At 57.6% G+C, this 22,258-nt stretch carries 22 protein-coding genes, 1 tRNA gene and 1 pseudogene; 18 read left to right on the plus strand and 6 right to left on the minus strand.

Annotated features, from left to right (window positions below; genetic code table 11):
* The first annotated feature begins 9 nt into the window (after positions 1-9).
* The 3 genes from AACY02_RS03095 to AACY02_RS03105 all read left to right on the plus strand — a co-directional run bounded on the left by AACY02_RS03095 (position 10) and on the right by AACY02_RS03105 (position 2,916).
* A complete protein-coding gene (locus tag AACY02_RS03095; RefSeq protein ID WP_339430703.1) occupies positions 10-648 on the plus strand; it encodes a LysE family translocator in 639 nt (212 codons plus the stop codon).
* A 79-nt stretch (positions 649-727) separates the two neighbouring features.
* Positions 728-2,077, plus strand: coding sequence for a sensor domain-containing protein (locus AACY02_RS03100; protein ID WP_339430704.1), 1,350 nt, complete (start codon positions 728-730; stop codon positions 2,075-2,077).
* A gap of 335 nt (positions 2,078-2,412) precedes the next feature.
* Positions 2,413-2,916, plus strand: a complete 504-nt coding sequence (locus tag AACY02_RS03105; protein WP_339430705.1) for a DUF4142 domain-containing protein — start codon at positions 2,413-2,415, stop codon at positions 2,914-2,916.
* Between the two features lie 53 nt (positions 2,917-2,969).
* Here AACY02_RS03105 and AACY02_RS03110 read toward each other — a convergent pair.
* Positions 2,970-3,323 (minus strand): annotated as a pseudogene (locus tag AACY02_RS03110) (low affinity iron permease family protein).
* Between the two features lie 228 nt (positions 3,324-3,551).
* On the opposite strand from AACY02_RS03110, the gene AACY02_RS03115 reads away from it, so the two are divergent.
* The 15 genes from AACY02_RS03115 (at position 3,552) to AACY02_RS03185 (ending at position 17,415) form a co-directional block, all read left to right on the plus strand.
* A complete protein-coding gene (locus tag AACY02_RS03115) occupies positions 3,552-4,637 on the plus strand; it encodes a type I restriction endonuclease (protein WP_339430706.1) in 1,086 nt (361 codons plus the stop codon).
* Positions 4,638-5,003: 366 nt separating this feature from the next.
* Positions 5,004-5,777: a trans-aconitate 2-methyltransferase gene (tam, locus tag AACY02_RS03120; RefSeq protein ID WP_339430707.1), complete on the plus strand. Its 774-nt coding sequence runs from the start codon at positions 5,004-5,006 to the stop codon at positions 5,775-5,777.
* 164 nt (positions 5,778-5,941) lie between these two features.
* Positions 5,942-6,943 carry an ATP-grasp domain-containing protein gene (locus AACY02_RS03125; protein ID WP_339430768.1) on the plus strand — a complete coding sequence of 334 codons (1,002 nt, stop codon included), beginning with the start codon at positions 5,942-5,944 and terminating at the stop codon, positions 6,941-6,943.
* Between the two features lie 93 nt (positions 6,944-7,036).
* Positions 7,037-8,176 (plus strand): trypsin-like peptidase domain-containing protein, encoded by a 1,140-nt coding sequence (locus AACY02_RS03130; protein ID WP_339430708.1) that lies wholly within the window; start codon positions 7,037-7,039, stop codon positions 8,174-8,176.
* Positions 8,177-8,246: 70 nt separating this feature from the next.
* Entirely contained in the window at positions 8,247-9,374 is a 1,128-nt protein-coding gene (locus tag AACY02_RS03135; protein ID WP_339430709.1) for a phosphoribosyltransferase domain-containing protein, read from the plus strand.
* Entirely contained in the window at positions 9,364-10,122 is a 759-nt protein-coding gene (locus AACY02_RS03140; protein ID WP_339430710.1) for a trehalose phosphatase, read from the plus strand. Before AACY02_RS03135 ends, AACY02_RS03140 begins: the two co-directional genes overlap by 11 nt.
* A complete protein-coding gene (locus tag AACY02_RS03145; RefSeq protein WP_339430711.1) occupies positions 10,115-11,209 on the plus strand; it encodes a cysteine protease StiP family protein in 1,095 nt (364 codons plus the stop codon). The genes AACY02_RS03140 and AACY02_RS03145 overlap by 8 nt, the downstream gene beginning before the upstream one ends.
* Complete coding sequence (locus AACY02_RS03150) at positions 11,209-12,159, plus strand: HpcH/HpaI aldolase/citrate lyase family protein (RefSeq protein ID WP_339430712.1); 951 nt, start codon at positions 11,209-11,211, stop codon at positions 12,157-12,159. The genes AACY02_RS03145 and AACY02_RS03150 overlap by 1 nt, the downstream gene beginning before the upstream one ends.
* Complete coding sequence (locus AACY02_RS03155; RefSeq protein ID WP_339430713.1) at positions 12,156-12,911, plus strand: HAD family hydrolase; 756 nt, start codon at positions 12,156-12,158, stop codon at positions 12,909-12,911. The genes AACY02_RS03150 and AACY02_RS03155 overlap by 4 nt, the downstream gene beginning before the upstream one ends.
* 2 nt (positions 12,912-12,913) lie before the next feature.
* A complete protein-coding gene (locus AACY02_RS03160) occupies positions 12,914-13,498 on the plus strand; it encodes a TerD family protein (RefSeq protein ID WP_221731364.1) in 585 nt (194 codons plus the stop codon).
* Positions 13,498-14,664, plus strand: a complete 1,167-nt coding sequence (locus AACY02_RS03165) for a TerD family protein (protein WP_339430714.1) — start codon at positions 13,498-13,500, stop codon at positions 14,662-14,664. Before AACY02_RS03160 ends, AACY02_RS03165 begins: the two co-directional genes overlap by 1 nt.
* A 46-nt stretch (positions 14,665-14,710) precedes the next feature.
* Positions 14,711-15,160, plus strand: coding sequence for a tellurite resistance TerB family protein (locus AACY02_RS03170; protein ID WP_221731362.1), 450 nt, complete (start codon positions 14,711-14,713; stop codon positions 15,158-15,160).
* A gap of 43 nt (positions 15,161-15,203) precedes the next feature.
* Complete coding sequence (locus AACY02_RS03175; protein WP_221731472.1) at positions 15,204-16,202, plus strand: TerC/Alx family metal homeostasis membrane protein; 999 nt, start codon at positions 15,204-15,206, stop codon at positions 16,200-16,202.
* Positions 16,203-16,233: 31 nt separating this feature from the next.
* A complete protein-coding gene (locus tag AACY02_RS03180) occupies positions 16,234-16,809 on the plus strand; it encodes a TerD family protein (RefSeq protein WP_339430715.1) in 576 nt (191 codons plus the stop codon).
* A gap of 27 nt (positions 16,810-16,836) precedes the next feature.
* Complete coding sequence (locus tag AACY02_RS03185; RefSeq protein ID WP_221731360.1) at positions 16,837-17,415, plus strand: TerD family protein; 579 nt, start codon at positions 16,837-16,839, stop codon at positions 17,413-17,415.
* Positions 17,416-17,496: 81 nt separating this feature from the next.
* Here the strand turns inward: AACY02_RS03185 and AACY02_RS03190 are convergent, their stop codons facing one another.
* From AACY02_RS03190 to AACY02_RS03210, 5 genes are all read right to left on the minus strand, one after another.
* Positions 17,497-18,753, minus strand: coding sequence for a VWA domain-containing protein (locus tag AACY02_RS03190; RefSeq protein ID WP_339430716.1), 1,257 nt, complete (start codon positions 18,751-18,753; stop codon positions 17,497-17,499).
* 131 nt (positions 18,754-18,884) lie between these two features.
* Entirely contained in the window at positions 18,885-19,613 is a 729-nt protein-coding gene (locus AACY02_RS03195) for a class I SAM-dependent methyltransferase (RefSeq protein WP_339430717.1), read from the minus strand.
* 517 nt (positions 19,614-20,130) lie between these two features.
* Positions 20,131-20,204: transfer RNA gene (locus AACY02_RS03200), tRNA-Gly, on the minus strand.
* 158 nt (positions 20,205-20,362) lie between these two features.
* Positions 20,363-21,247: an alpha/beta fold hydrolase gene (locus AACY02_RS03205; RefSeq protein WP_339430718.1), complete on the minus strand. Its 885-nt coding sequence runs from the start codon at positions 21,245-21,247 to the stop codon at positions 20,363-20,365.
* Between the two features lie 317 nt (positions 21,248-21,564).
* Complete coding sequence (locus tag AACY02_RS03210) at positions 21,565-22,257, minus strand: pseudouridine synthase (RefSeq protein ID WP_339430719.1); 693 nt, start codon at positions 22,255-22,257, stop codon at positions 21,565-21,567.
* Position 22,258: the final 1 nt, after the last annotated feature.

The following is a 22,258-nucleotide window of genomic DNA, read 5'->3' on the forward strand; positions in this document are numbered from 1 at the left end:
AGGTGTTCCATGACCCCATCGTTGTTAATGGCCGTACTGGCCTCGGGTTTCATTTATGGCATCACGCCGGGGCCTGGTGTGCTGGCGGTGTTCGGCATCGGCGCGGCGCATGGGCGCAGAGCGGGGGCAGGGTTTCTGTGTGGTCATCTGCTCGGGGATGTGGTTTGGTGCAGCACGGCGTTGATCGCGATTGTTGGCGCCCGGGAAATCGGCAGCACCGCATTTGATGTGCTCGGCGTGCTCAGCGGGGTGTATCTGTTCTGGCTCGGTTGGCGGGCGGTGCGTGCCCAGCGCCGCAACGATGACGAACCGCAAGGCGCGGCGCGCAGGCCGTTCTGGCACGGCATTGTGTTCGGCCTGACCAACCCCAAGGCTTACCCGGTCGCGGTGGCGACATTTACCGCGCTGTTATCCAGCCGCGCCGAATTGCTCAACTGGTCGATGCTGCCGGCGCTGATCGCCTTGAGCTTTCTGGGCGGGTTGTCGGCTTACGCTATCCTCACCGGCGTTGTCGGCGCGCAGCGGGTGCGCGCGCTGTATCAACGGCATGAGCGGCTGATCACCCGTTTGTGTGGCGTGATGTTCATGGGGTTCGCCATCAATGCGCTGGTGCATGCACTGCCAGGGCTGATGCCGAACAGGGCTTGATTTTGTTTGCAGGGATGAGCACTCACAAGGTCAGGGATGGTTGATAAACGCTACATGACTTGGACTCCCACGCTGAACCATGGAAAGCCCAAACTCCGCGCCATTGGCGAGTTTCATCGATCTGTTGCTGGACGCCGTTTGTGCAGTCGATAAGCAAGGCCGCTTCGTTTTTGTCAGCGCGGCCTGCGAGCGGGTTTTCGGCTACACGCCAGACGAGTTGATCGGCCGTCCGATGATCGAACTGGTGCACCCGGCTGATCGTCAGCGCACCCTGGCGGCCGCCAGTCAAATCATGGGCGGTGAGCCCAAGCACAACTTCGAGAACCGCTACATACGCAAGGACGGCAGCGTGGCCCACATCCTCTGGTCGGCGCGCTGGTCGGAGGTCGATCAACTGCGTATTGCCGTGGCCCGTGACATTACCGAGCGCAAACAAGCCGAATCGCGACAAGCGGCGTTGTATGCGATTTCCGAGGCGGCGCATGCGTCGGAGGACTTGTTAGCGCTGTTCAAACGCATCCACCTGATCATCGGCGAGTGGCTGCCGGCACTGAATTTCTCCGTAGCGCTCTACGACGATCAGTGTGCTCAGCTGAATTTCCCCTATCACGTCAACGATCACGAGTTGCAGCCTGAACAACCCGGCACCGTCACCGGACGTCTGTGTGCGCAAGTCATCCGTAGCGGTAAGCCGATTCTTCTGACGCCGGACAGTCCCGATTCGGCGCCCGATTTCGCCGCGCTGGTGGCGGGGCAGAATTCTTCTTGCTGGCTCGGCGTTCCGTTGAACTCGAAAAACGGCACCATCGGTGCGCTGATCGTCAAAAGCCTGCCGGGCGGCGAACGCTACACCGAGCAAGACAAAGAACTGCTGCAATATGTCTGCGCCCAAGTGGCCACGGCCATTGAGCGTCAGCAGTTACACGCCCGTCTGCGACGCATGGCGCAGTACGATCAACTGACGCAATTGCCCAATCGTGAGTTGCTTCGCGATCGCGTGAAGGCTGCGTTGACCTGCGCCCGCGAACAAAAGGGGCACATGGCGTTGCTGTATGTCGATCTGGATCGTTTCAAGCAGGTCAACGACACTTTCGGGCATGCCGTGGGCGACATGCTGCTGCAAACCGTGGCCAGTCGCCTCAAGGGTTGCGTGCGCGAGACTGACACGGTGGCGCGCATTGGCGGTGACGAATTCGTTGTGCTGCTGCACAGCGTTCAAGCAACGGAAGATGCCGACAGCGTGGCGCAAAAGCTGCGACAAGTGCTGGTACAACCCATGCGCCTGGATGGCCACAACTTGCAAATTGAACCGAGTATCGGCGTCGCCCGCTACCCCGAGCACGGCCGCGAGGAACAGCAACTGTTCCGCCATGCCGATCAAGCAATGTATGCCGCCAAAAGGCTGAATCATCGGGCGCTGGATATCTGAACGGGGGGCACCGTTCGTCGTGGTAACTGCAACTTTTCTAAACCTTTGTCGGCCAGGAAATTCTCAATCAATGCAGGGCATCTGCTCGCCGCGCTCATTATCAAGAGCGAGAGAAACCTGCCGGATACAAGTCATTCGAACTGGGCAAACTTCGCCAACGACCGAACGAAGGCTTCTGAAACGGGTCGCAAGGGTGGGGAAATCACCACAACGACTGTCGAAAACCGAAAGGAGTCAAGCCCGTTCAGACATCGACGTCGTCGGTGAAGGTGATTTTGATTGAGCGGCGGGGGCCTGAGCTTCCGCTTGAATTTACAGAGAAGGAGGGCGCGACCATGAGCCGGATGGCCACCCGTATACGCACTTTCAGTTTTGTCACCGCACTGGGCCTGTTTGCCAGCAATGCTTTCGCCCAGTCGCCCGCCGAATTCATCAACGATGCGTCCGCCAAGGGCATGGCCGACATCGAGGCCAGCCGTATGGCGCATCAGAAGACCGAATCCAAAGAGGTCAAGGATTACACCATCGTGGTCATCAACGACCGCACCACGGCCAACCAGCACTTGGCGAAGATTGCCAAAAAGCTCGATCTTCCCGTCGCGCCCCGTGAAGAAATGGCCGACAAGGCCAAGCAACTGATACCGCAAGTGAAAGACGGCGCGACCTTCGACCAGGCCTACGCCGCCAGTCAGGTGAAAGCCACCGAAGAAGCCATTGAGCAGATCCAGCAGCAAGCGCAGACCACCGACGTGCCGGAGATCAAAGCCTTCGCCGATGAGACGTTGCCCAAACTGCAAAATCACCTGCAAATGGCCCGAGCGCTGCAAGCCAGCCGCTAAGGGCAGACCTCAAATCAAAACGGCGCTTTGGCGCCGTTTTTGATTATCAGCAGTCATTCAAGGTTGAACACTGCTCCCTCGCCCAGCTTGCGGAAGTGTTCGCACAACGCCTCCAGTTGCTTCGAATTCGGTGCTTCCAAGCCGAACATGGCTTCTGCTAACTAACAGTAATCCATCAATCTTCAAATGCAGAATGTCGGTGTCGCGGTTCTGCGTGTTCTGGATCAGGAGAACCATCAGGAAGGTGATGATGGTGGTCGAGGTATTGATGATCAGTTGCCAAGTGTCGCAGTAATGAAAAATCGGCCCGCTCAAACCCCACAACCCGATCAAGATCAACGCCACCATAAAAATCTTCGGGATTCCGGCTAGAGTACGAATTTTTGCGAGATTTTTGCGAATTTCATAGCTGTGGTCATTATGGGTGGGTGGGCGTTTGAAATCCTGACACTTATGGATTGCCGAAAATTTTACTTAGAACTGTCTGCCATCAATGAAGGTATGTGAAATCCATCGACGATGGCTTCTCCGTTTAGTGGGCGAACTTCCATTGTGCAGGTTTGTGTCTAGTATCAAGTGGTAGTCAAATTGCCAGCAGCTCATTACACGGATCGACATCACGCAAGAGGCCACTCATGGAATTCTTCGAAAAGCTAGCCAGCTTAGCCGCTAAAGTCCGATTGCAGAGCGCTGCAATCCATACGGAAGAAGCGACGAAAAATGCGTTCGTCATGCCATTCATCAGTACGGTCTTGGGATATGACGTCTTTGACCCGACGGAGGTAACGCCCGAATTTGTCTGTGACGTGGGTACGAAGAAGGGCGAGAAAATAGATTACGCCGTCATGAAAGACGGCGAAGTACAGATACTCATCGAGTGCAAGAAAATTGGTGAGTCACTGCATATCAATCATGCATCTCAGCTCTTTCGGTATTTTCACGTCACTAGCGCTCGTATATCAATCCTAACTAACGGACAGGTCTACAAGTTTTTCACCGACTTGGACGCCCCGAACAAGATGGATGAAAAGCCATTTTTGGAACTGGATCTCTTGGATATAGACGAGTATTCAGTTCCCGAACTGATCAAATTGACAAAATCGGCATTTGATGTTGATTCCATCATAAGTGCGGCTGGCGAATTGAAGTATGTCAGTCAAATAAAGAAGGTTATTGCGGCTCAGGTCAGCAAACCGGATGATGATTTCGTGAAGGTTTTCGCCTCTCGTGTTTATGACGGTGTGATCACGCAAAAAGTACGTGAGCAATTTCAAGAACTGACAAGAAAAGCCGTTGTGCAGTTTTTAAATGACCAGATCAATGACCGGCTCAAATCTGCAATGAGTGGAGCTATTCAACCTGCGTTAGCGTCTTTGCCTTCAGCTTCTGTCGGGACTGATCCAGTAGATCCGCGTGACGAATCAGACGACAAAATTTTAACAACGCTGGAAGAGTTAGAGGGATATCACATCGTTCGAGCGCTGGTACGGTCGGTGGTCGATGCCAAGCGAATCGTTCAGCGAGACACGCAGAGTTACTTTGGGATTTTGCTGGATGACAACAATCGCAAACCCATCTGTCGATTGCATTTCAATCGGTCGCAGAAGTACATAGGTATTTTTGATGAAGAAAAAAACGAAACACGTCATCCGATCAGCTCAGTCGATGACATCTATGAGTATTCAGATCATTTGAAAAAAACAGTTGGATACTACGACTAATCGATAAATCGGCCTTAAAGGCCGATTTTCAATTTTCTACGATTTATTGACGTGACCCATCGCTTCACGATACTGACGGATCAGCATGAAACTCAACTTACATTTGGCGATGCGAAGTGCCGTCGTGTAAGTCCGAAAGGTCAAGGTCGGGTTCGGTTGGTATGAGCATTAGGCGCGGTTCTGAAAGTTTGTCGTCGCGCGCGACGGTCATGCGATAAATGACGTAGCTGTACTAGCAATCACGTTAGGGATCTTCTATCGAGCAGTTGGCGGTGAACTGACACCCTTTGCAATGTAGCTCTGGAACCGGCTGTATAGCAGCCTGTATCGTGGCGAAACTGTTGAAAGTCCCAAAAGGAAAACACAATGAGTTGGTCCGCCAAACAATACGTCGCTTTTGAAGATGAACGTACCCGCCCGGCCCGCGATCTGCTGGCGGCGATTCCCACGGCGCAGGCCCGGTCAGTGGTGGATATCGGTTGCGGTCCCGGCAACTCGACGGAGCTTTTGGTGCAGCGTTTTCCAGGGGCAAAAATCAGCGGGCTCGACAGTTCACCGGACATGATCGACGCAGCGCGCAAGCGCTTGCCACAGTTGCAATTCGACGTGACCGAGATTGATCAATGGGCCGATGCGGGTCCGTTTGATGTGATCTTCGCCAACGCGGTGTTGCAGTGGGTACCGGATCACGCCAGTTTGCTGCCGGCGCTGGCAAGCAAACTCTCGTCGGGCGGCAGTCTGGCGATTCAAATGCCCGACAACCTCAATGAGCCTTCCCATCGACTGATGCGCGAAGTCGCCGCCAACGGCCCATGGGCCAGCAAACTCGCCGGCGCCGCCGGTCAGCGAACCGATATGGCAAGTGCCGGTGATTATTTCTCGATGTTGCGACCGCATTGTGCCCGGGTCGATGTGTGGCGCACGACGTATCACCATCAGTTGTCAGGCGGGGCAGCGGGGGTGGTGGAGTGGTTCAAGGGCAGCGGGTTGATTCCGTTTCTGGACCCGCTGACCGAGGCGCAGCGCACGCAGTATCTGGAGCAGTATCTGGCAGAAGTCGCGAAGGCTTACCCTGCGCTGGCGGATGGCTCGGTGCTGTTGCCGTTTCCGCGGTTGTTTATTGTGGCGACTCGGCAATAACCCTGGGAGGCGCTCAGAGCGTTCGGCGGACGCCTGATCCATTCGCAATGTTACCCTTGAGTTTGTGTGGGAAGGCGGTACTGTCCGCACCCATGGTGCGGGTCTAGCGACGTGTTCAAGAAATGTCGCGGCTTTCGGTGTCTGTACAAGGAAGGGTAAACATAGTGATCTGGTTTCTAGAAGGGCAGTCCAGTCAACGGGACATCATTCTCGGTGCGCGCGAGGCGCTGCCGGCCGACGTAAAGGTTTATGCCTCGCATCGACAGGAGCGTCCTGAAATCACCTCGCTTGCCGACGTCAGTTTCACCGAGCCTGCGGACAATCAAGAGCGTATCGATTGGGTCATTTCCACCGCGCTGGCTCATGAAATCAAAGTCGTCCTGGCAGGTCGAGTGGGTCGGGAGTTCGAGCACGATCGGGAGCGTTTCGAGCGTGCTGGCCTCGTACTGGTCACCGGTGCGCTTTCTTTGAATACATTTGATCTGGTCGATGACAAAAGCCAGTTCACGGCAGAAGCGGAACGCGTGGGCCTGGCCTGCGTGCCAGCGATCACCGCCGCCAATGCCGAAGAAATGCTCGCGGCCTTTCAGGCGCTCGGCGCCTTGGGCGAAGTCTGCGTCAAACCGGCTGTGGGTATTTATGGCCAAGGCTTCTGGCGGTTCAAGGCAAGCGCCGACCCTTTCCGCTGCTTCGCCAACCCGGATGCGCGTGAGGTCAACTTCGACCTCTATATGCACGCCTACCACTCGGCGGTTACGCCGCCGCCACCGATGCTCGTGATGCCCTACATGCCCGGAAACGAATGTTCGGTTGATATGGTGTGCGAAGCCGGTCGCCCCATTGCTTTCGTTGGTCGTCGCAAAAAAGGGCTGCACCAGGTTTTTGAACGTGAAGGCGCCGCCGTAGAGCTCGCCCTCCGGGCCGCCGAGCACTTCAAATGTGATGGCATTGTCAATGTCCAGACTCGCGACAACTCAGACGGTAAACCACACCTGCTGGAGATAAACGCTCGTTATTCGGGAGGCATCGGTTACACCCGGGCGGCCGGTTTGAACCTCCCCGGCATATTCGCCACTCGCCGACTGGGTTTGCCAGAGCCGCCGGGTGTTTGGCAGTCGAACGTGCGTGTAAAAGGTATCAGCGTTGCTGCGGTAACACTCCCCTGATATTAAATAGACATATGAAGTCTGGTACTATTTGCGCGTTTGTGTGGTTCGACAGCGACCCACGCAGGAAGCAAAACAAGGAGTTTTCAAGGAATGATGGTGCTCGCGCCTGGCGCAAACACCGCAGTATCAAGCGCCCGGAGTGAATGGACTCTGGAGTGCGGAAACTCTTCGGCTTTTGGGGAGTATGCCGCTGTTGCCATATTGCCGGTTGATGACAAACGCCGCCCGAAAGGTGATGCCGCCCTTTTTCAAACGCCACGCGCGTGGATGGAATGGGTAGGTGATCAGCAAAAAGTCGGCTGCAAGCTCAACCTGGATGAACTCCCGGCGGGCAGCGATCGCGTGCTTCTTGTGGTTTACACGTTTTCAGCCATCGGCCCGATCAGTGAGCTGAGAAATCTGCACCTGCAGGTGGATGGCCAGATCGAGCATTCCCTGGATGTTCGTGAAAACGGCGAGTCCGCCATCATCATCGGCGAGTTTTACAGCCGCAATCAGCAATGGAAATTTCGCGCGTTGGCCGAGGGTTCTGCCTACGGTCTGGCGGCGCTCGGCCGTCGCATCGGTCTCGAGATCGACGAAGCGCATCCCAAGGGACGCCCAAACGCGCCAGGGGCTGGGCGATCCGCGAGCAGCGCCACCGGTACAGCATTCGCCGTCTCGGCCACCCATGTCATGACCTGTGCCCACGTTATTGAAGGCATGCGTGAGATTCACATCGCCTCGTTTGACGGGCGCTATCGTGTTGACCCCGTGGTCATCGATCGGCGTAACGATATCGCCTTGCTGCGGGTGATCGATTCCCCCGCGTTGAAGCCTGTGGCCTTCAAGTCCGGATTCGGTTGCGATCTGGGTGAAGACATTGTCGCGTTGGGTTTTCCACTGGCCGGTTTTGCCGGTGGCGGCGTTCACGTCACTCAAGGTGGGGTGTCGGCGCTGTTCGGTTTGCACAACGACGCCAGTCTTTTGCAGTTCACTGCTGCCATCCAGCCTGGGTCCAGCGGCAGCCCGCTGTTTGATTTTTCGGGAGCCGTGGTCGGTCTCGTCACCTCATCGGTACCCGATGCACAGAACATGAATTTTGCGGTGAAAGCATCGCTGCTGATTTCTTTCCTTGATGCCTGTCGTGTTGATGGCAAAAAAAATGCATCTGGCCAGACGTTCACCGCTGCGCAGTTAGCTCGCGAAGCTCAAACATCAATGTGGCGGGTGGAAGCGACCAATCTCTGATTCATCTTTGAATTGAAACCCACGGAAGAGGCGCTGGATCGTAATCCTACGCCAAGGCAGGAATTTGTTAATGGAACCTCGTACAGCAACGAAAGCGCTGAGCGCACAACTGATGCGTGGACGTCTTGACGTCAAGGTTGATGATGCTGTCATTGCCCCCGACTCATTGTTCGGCTTCGCCGAGCGTCGTAATCCGAAGCGGGCATTCCTGTTCGTGTCTAAAGTGCTCGGACGACATATTCCGGTGCGTCCCTCGGTGATGGCCGCCAGTTTTGAAAGCCTGGCCGCAGAAATACCGGCGGATTTGCCGGGGCCTGTCCTGGTCATCGGCATGGCCGAAACCGCCGTCGGCCTCGGTGCCGGCGTGCATCGGGCATATAGCGCCACTCGCCCCGATGCGGTGTATATGGTCAGCACCCGTCATCCCACGGGAACCGAGTTGTTTACCCGCTTTGAAGAAGAACACAGCCATGCCAGTGCGCATCTGATTCACTTGCCAGTCGATCCGCAAGTGCGTGAGCAGATGCTCAATGCCCGTTCGCTGGTGCTGGTTGATGACGAGGCCTCGACGGGCAAGACGTTCATCAATCTGCACCGTGCTCTGGTCGATGCCGGTCTGAATAAAGTCGAACAAGTCGTGACCTGTGTGCTGACGGATTGGTCCGGCGGCGCAGTGCGTGATGCGCTGGGTGATTGCGTGCATCAAGTGTCCCTGTTGCAGGGCTCTTACCAATTCATTGAAGATCCCGATGCGCCATTGCCCGATATGCCTGCGGTGGGCACTATTGCCGCCGGTGACTGGCCGGTGAATTCGGATAATGACTGGGGACGCTTGGGCGTGCGCTCTGTTGGCGACTCGTTGGCCCCAGACCTTCACGTACAACCCGGCGAGCGGATTCTGGTCGTGGGCACCAGTGAGTTTGTCTGGCGTCCGTTCCTGCTCGCCGAACGTCTGGAGCGCGCGGGCGCGGATGTGCATTTCAGTTCGACCAGCCGCTCGCCGATTGCACTGGGCCATGTGATCGAGCACGCCTTATCGTTCGCTGATAACTACGGCCTGGGCATTCCCAACTTCCTCTACAACGTGCGCCCGGGTCAATTCGATCGGGTGCTGATCTGTTCGGAAACCCCCGCGCAGGCGGTCTCTGCCGAGTTGCTGCAGACTTTGAACGCGCAGGTGATCGTCGATGACAATTAATCGCCCCTTGGCGTTGGTTGATCTCGACGACACGTTGTTTCAAACCGCGCGCAAGATGAAAGAAGGCACACCACGCCACACGGCGACACTTGATATACACGGCCAGCCCAACGGCTACATGAGCCCTGTGCAGAAGTCGATGGCCGAATGGCTGCTGGCAACGACCGATGTGGTAGCGGTAACGGCGCGCAGCGTAGAAGCGTTCACGCGGGTCAAGCTGCCATTTCAACACGGCGCCATCTGCTCCCATGGTGGTGTGATCCTGGGACCGGACGGCACACTCGATCAGGCCTGGCAGGACCGCATGAGCGATATCCTAGCGGCCTACCAAAGCCGCCTGCCGGAGCTTAGTGAGGCGACGCTCGCCATTGGCCGGCAGTTGGGCATTTCCTTGCGCGGTTGGGTAGTTGAAGAGCAGGGGTTGCGCCACTACGTGGTGACCAAGCACAACGAGTCCAGTGACGAGGTGCTGAGCGCGGTGCTGGCTGAGGTTCAGGCTCAGGGATTGCTGGATGGCATGCATATTCACGCCAATAGCAACAACCTGGCGTTCCTGCCGCAGGGCTTGTCCAAGCAGGCAGCGGTTCAGGAGTGGTTGCGCCGTGATCGCGAAATCAACGGTGAACGCCCTGTGCTGGGCTTTGGCGACAGCATCACCGATCTGGCCTTCATGGAGGAGTGCCACCTGTGGGCGACTCCGACGCGCAGCCAATTGGCCAAGCGGGCAGGGGCTTCGATCCATGAATGAAACCATCACCGACCTGGTAACGGTGGGTAGCGGGAGCTATGCGTCGGATGACGTGCATTTCCTGTTGCAGGCCGTGCAGATGGACGTGACGGACGTCGAGGAAAAAGAGCGACTGATTCAAACGAAGCAGAAGCACTATTCTGAAATGATCAGTCAGGAAAGCGCCCCAAGTGAAACTCACAAGGCACTGTACGAGCGTGTTCTGGCGCAAAACGGTGCGCGCATGGCCACGGATGTTCAAGCACTGGCGCTAGGTTTGAATGAGGCGTGTACCGGCACGTCTATCGTGCTGGTGTCGTTCGTACGCGCCGGCCTCCCGCTGGGTGTGCTGTTGCGTCGTGCGTTGATCGAGATGGGGCGCGAAGCCTTCCATTACGGCATCAGCATCGTCCGTGATCGCGGCATCGACACGGTTGCCCTGGAGGCCATCATTCAGACTCACGGGGCCGAGAACATCGTCTTCGTCGATGGCTGGACCGGTAAGGGCGCGATCAGTGGCGAAATTCAGCGCAGCCTGGGCGCTGATGCACGCTTCCCGAAATCCCCGCGACTTGTCGTGCTGGCCGATCCTTGCGGCCGAGCATGGATGGCGGCGTCCGCTGAGGATTGGGTCATCCCCTCGGGGATTCTGGGAGCCACAGTCTCCGGTCTCGTTTCACGTTCGATCTGGCCTGTAAACGGCGGGCTGCACGGCTGCGTGGTCTATGACCACCTGCAGGAGCACGATGTGACACAGGTATTCATCGAGCAGATCGAAGCCCAGCGCAAAGTCTTGGGCATCGTTCCCAAAGCCCTGCCGTGGAGCGACGAACAGCGTCTCGAACTCCAGGGCGCGGCCACCCACGTCGTCGAATCGCTGGCGGCACGTTTTGACGTGACCAATCTCAATCGGGTCAAGCCGGGCATCGCCGAGGCGACACGCGCCGTGTTGCGTCGTGTCCCGCACCATGTGTTGATCCGCGACCGTAGCGACAGCGATGTGCAATTGCTGATGCACCTGACAGAAGCTGCCGGCGTTCCAGTCGAGGAAGTCGGTGCGCAGTTGGGGCCTTACCGGGCAGTGACGATCATTCGGAGTCTGGGCTGATGAAGACCCTCTCGCCCTATGCCCTCGGTGCCACGCTTTACATGCCCGCCACCCGGCCGGATCTGCTTGATGTGGTGTTCCGAAGCAAATTGCCGGAACTTCGCTCCCTGGTGGTTTGCCTCGAGGACGCGATTGCAGACATTGATATCGAAACGGCGCTGGCCAATCTGCATGGCTTGCTGACGGTTATCGATGAGCGTGGCGGTCGTCCCGAGGGCGGCCCGTTGTTGTTTGTTCGTCCGCGTGACTCGCAGATGGCTGCGGTACTCAACGACTGGCCGCTGATGTCGCATGTCGATGGATTCGTCATCCCGAAACTGACGCTGGCCAATCTGGGCGCCTGGGAGCAGGCCGTGACTAATCCCGCGCTGTTCCTGATGCCGACGCTGGAAACCACGGATGTCTTCAATCCTGTCGCCATGGTTGAACTGGGGCAGGCGCTCAAGGCCAGCCTCGACCAGCGAATCATCGCCTTGCGCATCGGTGGAAACGACTTGATGGGCAGCCTAGGCCTGCGTCGCAATCCGAGCACCACGCTCTACAGCACGCCGATGGGATACGTGATTGCGATGTTGGCAGGGGTGATGGGGTCGCAAGGTTTTGCGTTGACGGCACCGGTGTTCGAACAACTGGCGTCGCCGCAGTTGCTCAAGGAAGAACTGGAATTCGATATCGCCCATGGTCTGGTCGGCAAGACCGCCATTCATCCCAGTCAGATCGAAATCATTCAGGACACCTTGCGCGTCAGCCTCGAGGATTTCAACAGCGCCAAACTGATCGTCAGCGACGTAGCACCGGCGGTATTCAGACATAACGACGCCATGTGTGAGCCCGCGACCCATTACAAATGGGCGATCCGGATTCTTGAGCGCGCGCGGTGGCACGGTATCCGTCATGCGGAAACCGGTGCCGGCGAAACATCGATTCGTCTGGCTGAGGCCGCAGGATGAAAGAGCAGATCGACAATGCAACCGCGCTGCAGCGGCCAGTCCTTGCGGTGTTCGACTTCGACGGCACGTTGACCCGGCACGACAGTTTCGTACCGTTTCTGAAGTTTGCATTCGGAGTGCGGGAGTTCAATCGGCGCCTGCTCCGTCTGGCGCTACCCAGCCTGCGATTTGTCGTGCGGCGCATGAGCCGTGACGAACTCAAGGCGCAGTTGATTCGCACGTTTCTGACCGGTGTGAAGCTTGAGTGGCTGCAACAGCAAGCCGCGAGTTATTGCACGCGGGTCTGGCCGCGATTGATGCGCCCTTCGGGTTTGCTGGCGATTGAGGCCGAGATCAAATCCGGCGCGGTGGTGACGCTCTGTTCAGCTTCACCGGCGCTGGTACTGCAGCCTTTCGCCGAGCGTCTTGGCGTCAGTTTGATCGGCACCGAGCTGCAAGTGGTGGACGGCGTATTGACCGGGCACATCACCGGCAACAACTGCAGATGCGAGAACAAAGTCCAGAGGCTTGAGGCTGTCTACGGCGTTTTGCAGCAATTCCGGATCAAAGCCTGGGGCGATACCCGAGGTGATCATGAGTTGCTCGCCGCAGCCGAAGAACCGCACTGGCGGCATTTTCATCCGGCATGGCGTCGTGGACGTCTGCGGGTCGCCAATGGAATAAATCCGGGCGTGCGCGGTGCGCAGGCCGACTTGCATGTGGCGCGCACATCCGATCGCCACATGAACAACGATGACCAACAAGGAGCGTAACGATGGCACTTACCCTGAGTAAAAAACAGTCCATTTCCCTGGAAAAAACCGCCGGTACTGCGCTGACCAGCGTCAGCCTCGGCCTGGGTTGGGACCCGGTAAAGGCCGGTTTTCTCGGCAAGTTGATGGGCAATGGTGGTGAAATCGACCTGGACGCTTCGTGCATCCTGCTCGACGCCAGCCTTCAACCGATCGACCTGGTGTGGTTCCGCCAACTGAAATCTCAGGACGGTTCGATCCAGCATTCCGGCGACAACCGTACCGGTGAAGGCGCGGGTGACGACGAAACTATCCACGTTGATCTGCAGCGTCTGCCGGCGGTCGTCCAGCACCTGGTTTTTACGGTGAACAGCTTCACCGGGCAGAACTTCGAAAAAGTCGAAAACGCCTACTGCCGCATCGTCAACGCCAGTAACAAGAATGAGCTGGCCCGCTTCAATCTGTCCGAGCGTGGCGCCCACACCGGCATCGTGATGGCTAGCCTGTCTCGTGATAGCGATGGCTGGAAGTTCACCGCTATCGGCCAGACCACCAACGGCCGTACCGCCGATGACCTGGTGAACCTGGCCGTTCAGGCGCTGCGCTAATGGCCACTCTTGCTCCGGGCGGCAACGCACCCGTTGCCAGCGGCCCGCTTCGCGTCGACATCAATTACTCGCCGATTCCAGGCGCCGATATTGATGTCTCGGCCTTCGCTCTGGGAACCACGGCAAAGGTTCGCGGCGATGGCGATATGTGCTTTTACGGTCAGCCGAGTGTGCTGGGCGGGGCGGTCACCTTGTCCGACTCCTCGGCGGGTCGGGCGGTGTTCACAGTTGACCTGAGCCGACTGGAGCCGGCCGTGGAAAAGGTCGCACTGACCGCCACGATCTACGAAAACAAGGCCAGTTTCGAGCGCGTCTCGCAGCTGTCGGTCGTGGTGTCCGGTGGTATCGAAGCGCAGATCCCTACCAGTGGCATGAAGGAAACCGCGCTGATTCTGGGCGAGTTTTATCGTCGCCAGGGTGAGTGGAAATTCCGTTGTGTTGCACAGGGCTTCAACGGTGGGCTTGAGCCATTGGCCAGGCATTTCGGGGTCGATGTCGCCGCGCCGGCAGCGGCGCCGACACCCGCGCCAACACCCGTGCCGCCTGCGCCTGCGGCGCCGAAGTCGTCGATCAGCCTGAGCAAGGTGACCCTCGACAAGACGCGCAGCTCTATCAGTCTGGAGAAGACCGCGGCCGGTTTCGGTGAGATCAAGGTCAACCTGAACTGGAACAAGCGCAGCTCTGGCGGCTTTTTCAAAAGCAGTTCTTCGATCGACCTCGACGTGGGTTGCCTGTACGAGTTGCAGGACGGTGAGAAGGGCGTCGTACAAGCGCTTGGCAACTGCTTCGGCAGCCTGAACCAAGAGCCTTACATCCAACTGATGGGTGACGACCGTACCGGCTCTGTCGCCGGTGGCGAGTGGCTGCACATCAATGGCGCTAAGTGGGCTGAAGTACGCCGCATCCTGATTTTCGCCTTCATCTACGAAGGGGCTCCTAACTGGCGCGAGACCGATGGCGTCGTAACCATCTACATCCCGAATCAGCCGGAGATCGAGGTTCGCCTCAACGAAGAGGGCGGACGCGATGGTATGTGCGCCATTGCGATGCTCGAAAATGACAACGGCGCCGTCAAGGTTTCCCGGCGGGTGGATTTCCACCGTGGGCATTCTGCGGTGGACAAAGCCTACGGCTGGGGCATGAACTGGCGCGCCGGTTCGAAATAGTTACCTTGGCGGGGCTTGGGGCCCCGCCCTTTTAGAGGACTTCAAAATGCTTGCATGGCTTAAAGAAAACGCTGCATTGGCACGCGACAAACTGACCTCTGAGGTCAGCAAGTTCAAAAATCAGAAATTCATGGATGCCACGACCGCAGCCTGCGCATTGGTCGCTGCTGCAGACGGAGAGATCTCCTCCGCCGAGAAAACCAAAATGGCCGGGTTCATCAACAACTCGTCGGAGTTGAAGGTTTTCAACATGGCCGACGTCATCAAGTCCTTCAACGCTCACTGCGAAAAGTTTGAGTTCGACTTTCAGATCGGTCAGGCGGAAGCGCTGAAGACCATCGGCAAGATCAAGAACGATGCCGGTGCTGGCCGCTTGCTGGTCCGTGTTGCCTGCGCTATCGGCGCGTCGGACGGCAACTTCGACGACAAAGAAAAAGCGGCTTGCCGTCAGATTTGCCTTGAACTGGGTTTGAACCCGGCTGATTTCGAACTTTAAGGAGCGGTACTTGGACAGTCACATTGGATTCCCCCCACTGACCATGGCGGTATTCGTCGGTATTGCGCTGGGCGCACTGCTGCTCGACATGGTCACGCACCGTGGCGACAAGCCCATTTCGCTGGCTAAAGCCTCGATCTGGTCGGTTTTCTGGATTGCCATCTCGCTGGCATTCGCAGGCTTTCTCTATGTCCAGCACGGGCCGCAGGTCGCGAGCCTGTTTGTCACCGGTTATGCCCTGGAGAAAGTCCTGAGCGTCGACAACCTGTTCGTGTTCATGGCGATTTTTGCCTGGTTCAAAGTGCCTGATGGCATGCGTCACCGGGTGCTGTACTGGGGGATCATCGGCGCGATCGTTTTCCGCGGGATCTTCGTTGCCATTGGCACCGGTCTGTTGGCGTTTGGCCCATGGGTCGAGGTGGTTTTCGCCGTGATCGTCGCCTGGACCGCCATCATGATGCTGCGCAGCGGCGGTGATGACGAAGAAGAGGAGGACTATTCCAAGCACATGGCCTACCGCTTCGCGCAAAAGCTCTTTCCGGTATGGCCAAAGCTGTATGGCCACAACTTTTTTGTGTCCCGCAAGCAACTGGAAGTGGAACTGAAGAAACCTGAGCACCAGGGCATGACGCTCGCGGCCAAGGGCACGCTGTTCGCCACGCCGCTGTTCCTGTGCCTGGTGGTGGCTGAAGTGTCCGACATTCTCTTCGCCTTCGACTCTGTGCCGGCGGTGATCGCCGTGAGTCGCGAGCCGCTGATCGTCTACTCGGCCATGCTGTTCGCCATTCTGGGCCTGCGCACCATGTACTTCGTTCTCGAAGCCCTGAAACGCTATCTGGTCCACCTGGAAAAATCGGTTATCGCACTGTTGTTCTTCATTGCTGTCAAGTTGGGCTTGAATGCAACGGATCACATGTTTCATCACGGCTATACCATCGATGCGAACACCAGTTTGCTGATCGTGATGGTTGTTCTGGCGATAGGCGTCGTTGCGAGTCTGATCTTCCCTGCAAAGGAAGATGCACCGCTTGAAAACCAATGAGTAATCGTCTTCACCACAAGGAGTAATACCCATGGCACTGACTCTTCAAAAGGGTGCAAACCTGTCTTTGACCAAAACCGACCCGAGCCTGAGCAAGATTCTGGTCGGCCTGGGCTGGGATCCGCGTGCAACTGACGGCGCCGAGTTTGACCTGGACGCGAGCGCTCTTCTGCTGGGTGCGAACGGCAAGGTCCGCAGCGAAGCTGACTTCATTTTCTACAACCAGCTGAAAAGCCTGGACGGCTCGGTTGAGCACACTGGCGACAACCGCACCGGTGCTGGCGACGGCGACGACGAAGTGATCAAGGTCGACCTGAGCCGTGTCCCGGCTGACGTAGACAAGGTGGTCTTCGTCGTGACCATTCACGACGCCGAAGCGCGCAAGCAAAGCTTTGGTCAGGTGGGTGGTTCCTTCATCCGTGTCGTTAATGACGTGACCAGTGCTGAAGTGGTTCGTTACGACCTGGCTGAAGACGCCTCGACTGAAACAGCGATGGTGTTCGCAGAGCTGTATCGCCACAACGGCGAGTGGAAATTCCGAGCCGTGGGTCAGGGTTACGCCGGCGGCCTGCGCGCCTTGGCCAACTCCTACGGTATGAACTTCTAAGCAACCCCCAACAAAAGGAATCTGAACATGGCTGTAAGTCTGTCCAAAGGTGGCAACGTTTCGCTGTCCAAAGAAGCTCCGGGCCTGTCCGAAGTGATCGTGGGCCTGGGTTGGGATCCGCGTGTCACTGACGGCGCCGAGTTCGACCTGGATGCGTCGATTTTCATCGTCGGTGAAAACGGCAAAGTGCTCGACGACAACGGTTTCATTTTCTACAACAACAAAACCTCTGCCGACGGTTCCGTTGAGCACATGGGCGACAACCGCTCGGGCGCTGGCGAAGGTGATGACGAACAAGCCACCGTCAAACTCAACGGCCTGGCTGCCGCTGTGAAAAAACTGGTGTTCTCGGTGACCATCCATGACGCCGAAGCTCGCAAGCAAAGCTTCGGTCAGGTGTCCAACGCCTACATCCGTGTGGTCAACAAGGCTGACGGCAAAGAACTGGCCCGCTACGACCTGAGCGAAGACGCCTCCACCGAAACTGCGATGATCTTCGGTGAGCTGTATCGCAACGGCGAAGAGTTCAAGTTCAAGGCGATCGGCCAGGGTTTCGCTGGCGGCTTGAAGCCTCTGGCTGAAGCTCACGGCGTGAGCATCGGCTAACCCGAAAGGGTGGGGAGGGGCCCCCTCGCGAGGGGGCTTTTTCTTGCCCGGCGTTCGGGCAGCGCAATCATCCGCATGCCGTCAGCGAATAATGCCTTTGGCCTTGGCCTCTTTGAGCCAGATCGGGAACTCGGCCATCAGCATGTCATAGAGCTGTTCCTCGCTGATGTCGTGCAGGTCGTCCAGTGCAAAGAAGCCGCAGTTGTCGACCACGCGTCCCGGCAGGGTGTCCAGTTTCTCCAGAATGCCGTAGCCGTGGCCACCGAGCCCGACGAATTGCCAGAAAATCGGCAGGTTCGCTGCGTCGACCATCAGGCGAGTGATTTTGCGGCTTTCAGACACGCCGCCATCGCTGATGAACAGGACATACATCGGCGTGCCGTCGTCGGATTGCTTAAACTGCTCCACGACTTTCTGGATGACTTTCGGCTCATCGTTGATCCGGCTGCCGAGTTCCCAGTTTCTCCAACCTCTATTGTCGGTGTCGATGAATGCCTTGTGATTGCCCAGCGTCACCGGCGAGAGGCGCAACGGCTTGGCGCCGAACGCCCAGCAATCGAGCTCGCCGTCCTCATCGAACGATACCGCCAGCGGCAATAGCCGGTTGACCACTTCCTGCACCCGGCCTTTGACGTACTGATGGTTCATTGAACCAGAAGCATCAAGCACCAGAACAACCCGGGCCTTGGTTTGGGTGAGGTTGGCTTTTTCCAGGCTGATCTGTGCTTTCTTTGCCAGACTGACCAGATGCGGTGCGGCGTCGGCGATTCTTTTCTCGAGGGATATTTTGGCGGGTGCTGGTGCTGGTGCTGGTGCTGGCGCAGGGCTTTCAGCGACCTCGCCACCGAAGTGATTCACCAGCGCATCCAGACCTTGTGCGTAACCTTGCAGGTTCGAGAGCAGGCGCCATTCGCCGTTCTTGCGATACAACTCGGCAACCATGATGGCTTTCTCGGCGCTGAACGTCGCCCCGGAAAACGCACATTGAGCGACGGTCTGGCCGGCAGGGTTGAACACACAGAAGTGACTGGCGCCGATAGCGCTCATCGTCCCTTGGCCGTCGATGGAGGCTGTGAACACCAAGCGGTCGATGGAGGCGGGTAACTGCGCGAGGTTGATTTGAAAGCGGCCCTGATCTTCGATTTTTACGCTGGCGCATGGCGTCGCCGGTTGATTGAAAAAGACCATGTAGCGATCGTCTGAAAGCTTGCCTTGCGCGTCGACGCCGAAGCAGACGAAATCGATGACGTCGCTGGACTGGATCTGTACCGCGAGTGTGAGCGATTGCCCCTGAAGAATGTTTGACAGGGGGAGCCGCTGTCCTTGGGTGATCTGCATCTTGCTTCCTTGAGTGATGATTTGCTGCGTCGGCGCACACCGGATATTTTGTTAACCGATAATGCGCGGGCGATTGATTCGCCCGCGCATTATCACCCTAAACCGGCTATCGGCGGTCGATGGGTTTGTGCTCAGCGTTGCACCGCCACCAACATCATCATCGGCCGCTCCTGTTCTTCAGCCAGCGCCGGTTGCGCTGCGATATCCGCATCGCTTGGGCCCCATTCGTTGACATGGCGAATGCTGAAACCCGCGCCAATCAATGAATTGAGCAACGTGCCGACCGTGCGATGCTGTTTGATCACGCCCTCGGCCAGCCAGTTCGTTACGCGTTCGCCTTCCAGCTGATAACTGTCCAGCGGCCAGCGCTTGCGACCTTCACTGTCGATCAGCCAACCCGGATTGCGCGGTGCCATGAAGATCGGGTGCTCGATGGAAAACACGAAGTGCGAACCCGGTTTCAGCGCGCTGTAGAGGTGGGCAAACAGCCCCGGCAGATCCTTGATGTAGTGCAGCGCGAGCGAGCTGTAAGCCAGGTCATAGCAGCAGGCGGGCAAGTCGAGTTGTTCAAGGTCGGCACGTTCGTAGCGGATGTTCGCTGCTGTGGTGGTTTGGCGTGCGCGTTCCAGCATTTTTTCCGAGACATCCAGCCCCAGCACGTTAGCCGCGCCCTGTTCGCTGGCCCAGCGGCTGAACCAGCCATAGCCGCAGCCCAGGTCCACCACGTTCAAACCATGCAGGGGGGGCAGCAGCGCTTTGAGCGCCGGCCATTCCGGCGCCGCATCGAGGCCGCCGATGGAGCGGTTCATCTGGCTGTAGCCCTGGAAAAACTCGGGATCGTCGTAAATGTTTTGAGTCATGGGTGAAGTGCTCTTTTGAGTTCAGTCGTTAGCGGCAAATTGGCCGTGATTGGGATTCCCTCGAAAGTGATGACGCGTATTCGTCGATGGCCGCGCAGGGGGGAGGGGGTGGTTGATGAGGAAATGCTAGCGGGTCGCGCGCCAAGTGAGAACCGGTGCAGTGTTGTCGATCTGTAATGTCGGGCGAATCGCCGTTTTATGTGGGTGCGTAAACGCTTTCTGGAGGCCGTGTTTAAAGGTATTCGGTGTTACGTCCTGAAGCCTGCAAACCCTTGAGCTGTTGCCTGCCGGTACGCCAGAATTCGCCGGCTTGTGTGCCTGGAGGGTGGTCGGTAACTTGATAGGCCAAATCATGGGCTCTACCAACGAGCCCGAACCGGTGTTTCTCGCCATTCCGGCGTACGACACCGAGTCCCTGCTTGCTTTCTACAGCGCGTAAAAAAACCGGCCATCAAGGCCGGTTTTTTCTGTTTCTGCATCCCCCGCCGAACAGTGCGACGTGAGACCTCTATTCGATTGGAGCGGGTAGAGGGAATCGAACCCTCGTCGGAAGCTTGGGAAGCTACTGTTCTACCATTAAACTATACCCGCTCAGAGCGGCTGACTTTGTACCAGAGTCGCCAACGAATTTGAAGTTTTCTTTTGCGTGCGATGGCTTTAAATCGCTGAAAACGGTCAATCGCGGGCGAGCGCTGCGGGTCAGTAAACGAAAACCTCAACCCGGCAGGCTCGCTCGCGACGACGCTTTTTCAAATGGCCAGTGCATGGTGATCCTGAACAAACGAGTAACGCGTTCGGCTCGCCTGCGGTGCCGGTTTCAGAAAGCCGAGCAGGGCGTTCTGGCTATCTCGGCAGGCAGCCTTGTGCTCCATGTCGAGAAAGTGTCCGGTGGCCTGCAGCGTGGTGAAGGTGCTCTGCGCCACATGGTTGCCGAACAGGCGCGCATCGTCGGCGGCGGTGTACTCGTCCCATTCACCGTTGAGAAACAGCACCGGCACGTTGATTTTCTGCGCTGCATTCAAATAGCACAGACGATCACTGTGCAGCACGTCGCTGATGTGGAAGTGCATCTGCCCGTATTCGTGCTCGGCCAGGCTGCTGACGTGGCGGTAGTTGAAGCGCTTGAACAGCGACGGCAGGTGCTTGCCGATGGTGCTGTTGACCAGTTCACCTACCCGATCGCCATCGCGTTGGCCGAGGTAGTCGACGCCGCGCTCCAGGTAATCGAGCATGTGCGCGTTGATCACCGGAGAGAACGAGCTGATCACGGCTTTTTCGATGCGCCGAGGCTGGTGTGCGAGGGCAACCAGTGTGGCGGCGCCGCCCCAGGAAAACGACAGCACATGCTCAGCGCCGAAGTGGTCGATCAGTTCCAGCAGGATCTGCCCTTCGACTTCTTTCGTCAGATGTTTCTCGTGCAGGTTGTGGGCTTTTGACTTGCCCGCGTAGGGCTGGTCGTAGCAGACCACGTTGAATTGCGGGTGCAGGTTTTTCACAGTCTGTGCAAACGACGCAGTCGTGGCCATCGAGCCGTTGACCAGGATGATGGTCTTTTCTGCGGCGTCTGCGCGATAGAACTCCGTGTAAACCCGATACTGACCCTGTATATCCAGCACAGCGATTTCTGGCCTCATGTCATAAGACTCCTGGCAAGCAAGCGGGTATGCGCGCAAATAGAGATTGCACGAGCTTTGTGACAGGTAGGCATACGCCTGAAATTTGCTTGGCCCATGTCGATCCGGTACGGCAGGTCGACGGGTATTGTTATTGGCGGGCAGTCTGCCGGCTGAGGCGCAGCCCTGAGGGCTGTCTACCGGCAAAAAGTTTCTTAGAGGTATGTTGTGACTCGTCGGTCACATTTCGGCCGACGTCCTGATTCAAGCAGGGGGATCGGGATCGCGCAAGTGCCGTTGGTAAATTCTTTGACGACTTCTGCTGAGCGGTCGCGGCTTTAGAACAATTGAATCTCTTCGGTGCGCAAAGCGCGGTACTCGCCCGGTTTTAGCGCGTGATCGAGCAGCAACGGGCCGATGGAATCGCGGTGCAGGCGCAGGACTTTATTGTTGAAGTGACCAAACATGCGCTTCACCTGATGGTAGCGGCCCTCGACGATGCTCAAGCGCGCCGACCTTGGGCCGAGCAACTCCAGATGCGCCGGCTGCGTGGTCAGATCCTCGAAAGCAAAGTAGATCCCCTCGGCAAACGTGAGCGCATAGTGCGCGCCAATGTCCTGTTCGGTCTCCACGTAATAGACCTTCGGCAATTTGGTCTGCGGCTGGGTCAGGCGTCGCGACCAGGTGCCATCGTTGGTGATCAACATCAGCCCGGTGGTGTTGAAGTCCAGGCGTCCGGCGATGTGCAGGTCGTCTTTGTCCGGCTCATCGATCAGGTCGAGCACGGTCGGGTGTTGTGGGTCGCGGGTGGCGCTGACGCAACCTGCAGGTTTGTGCAGCATGAAGTAGCGCGCCGGTTTGCCGAGTTGCAGCACTTGGTCATCGACTTCGACGCGGCTGAACTCCAGTACATCGCTGTGGGGATCGATGACGACTTTTCCGTCAACCCGCACGCGCTTTTCCACCAGCAACAGGCGAACCTGCTGACGGTTGTAGCGGGGTAGATTGCTGAGGAAGCGGTCAACGCGCATG

Origin of the sequence: Pseudomonas sp. EA_65y_Pfl2_P78 (assembly GCF_963970495.1) — a bacterium.
Lineage (GTDB): Bacteria > Pseudomonadota > Gammaproteobacteria > Pseudomonadales > Pseudomonadaceae > Aquipseudomonas > Aquipseudomonas baetica_A.

Coding starts and splice junctions, on each gene's coding strand:
- AACY02_RS03135 (WP_339430709.1), top strand. CDS start 8,247: ATGGAACCTCGTACAGCAACGAAAGCGCTGAGCGCACAACTGATGCGT.
- AACY02_RS03155 (WP_339430713.1), top strand. CDS start 12,156: ATGAAAGAGCAGATCGACAATGCAACCGCGCTGCAGCGGCCAGTCCTT.
- AACY02_RS03160 (WP_221731364.1), top strand. CDS start 12,914: ATGGCACTTACCCTGAGTAAAAAACAGTCCATTTCCCTGGAAAAAACC.
- AACY02_RS03130 (WP_339430708.1), top strand. CDS start 7,037: ATGATGGTGCTCGCGCCTGGCGCAAACACCGCAGTATCAAGCGCCCGG.
- AACY02_RS03190 (WP_339430716.1), bottom strand. CDS start 18,753: ATGCAGATCACCCAAGGACAGCGGCTCCCCCTGTCAAACATTCTTCAG.
- AACY02_RS03140 (WP_339430710.1), top strand. CDS start 9,364: ATGACAATTAATCGCCCCTTGGCGTTGGTTGATCTCGACGACACGTTG.
- AACY02_RS03115 (WP_339430706.1), top strand. CDS start 3,552: ATGGAATTCTTCGAAAAGCTAGCCAGCTTAGCCGCTAAAGTCCGATTG.
- AACY02_RS03105 (WP_339430705.1), top strand. CDS start 2,413: ATGAGCCGGATGGCCACCCGTATACGCACTTTCAGTTTTGTCACCGCA.
- AACY02_RS03175 (WP_221731472.1), top strand. CDS start 15,204: ATGGCGGTATTCGTCGGTATTGCGCTGGGCGCACTGCTGCTCGACATG.
- AACY02_RS03095 (WP_339430703.1), top strand. CDS start 10: ATGACCCCATCGTTGTTAATGGCCGTACTGGCCTCGGGTTTCATTTAT.
- AACY02_RS03210 (WP_339430719.1), bottom strand. CDS start 22,257: ATGCGCGTTGACCGCTTCCTCAGCAATCTACCCCGCTACAACCGTCAG.
- tam (WP_339430707.1), top strand. CDS start 5,004: ATGAGTTGGTCCGCCAAACAATACGTCGCTTTTGAAGATGAACGTACC.
- AACY02_RS03180 (WP_339430715.1), top strand. CDS start 16,234: ATGGCACTGACTCTTCAAAAGGGTGCAAACCTGTCTTTGACCAAAACC.
- AACY02_RS03170 (WP_221731362.1), top strand. CDS start 14,711: ATGCTTGCATGGCTTAAAGAAAACGCTGCATTGGCACGCGACAAACTG.
- AACY02_RS03150 (WP_339430712.1), top strand. CDS start 11,209: ATGAAGACCCTCTCGCCCTATGCCCTCGGTGCCACGCTTTACATGCCC.
- AACY02_RS03185 (WP_221731360.1), top strand. CDS start 16,837: ATGGCTGTAAGTCTGTCCAAAGGTGGCAACGTTTCGCTGTCCAAAGAA.
- AACY02_RS03205 (WP_339430718.1), bottom strand. CDS start 21,247: ATGAGGCCAGAAATCGCTGTGCTGGATATACAGGGTCAGTATCGGGTT.
- AACY02_RS03145 (WP_339430711.1), top strand. CDS start 10,115: ATGAATGAAACCATCACCGACCTGGTAACGGTGGGTAGCGGGAGCTAT.
- AACY02_RS03100 (WP_339430704.1), top strand. CDS start 728: ATGGAAAGCCCAAACTCCGCGCCATTGGCGAGTTTCATCGATCTGTTG.
- AACY02_RS03195 (WP_339430717.1), bottom strand. CDS start 19,613: ATGACTCAAAACATTTACGACGATCCCGAGTTTTTCCAGGGCTACAGC.
- AACY02_RS03165 (WP_339430714.1), top strand. CDS start 13,498: ATGGCCACTCTTGCTCCGGGCGGCAACGCACCCGTTGCCAGCGGCCCG.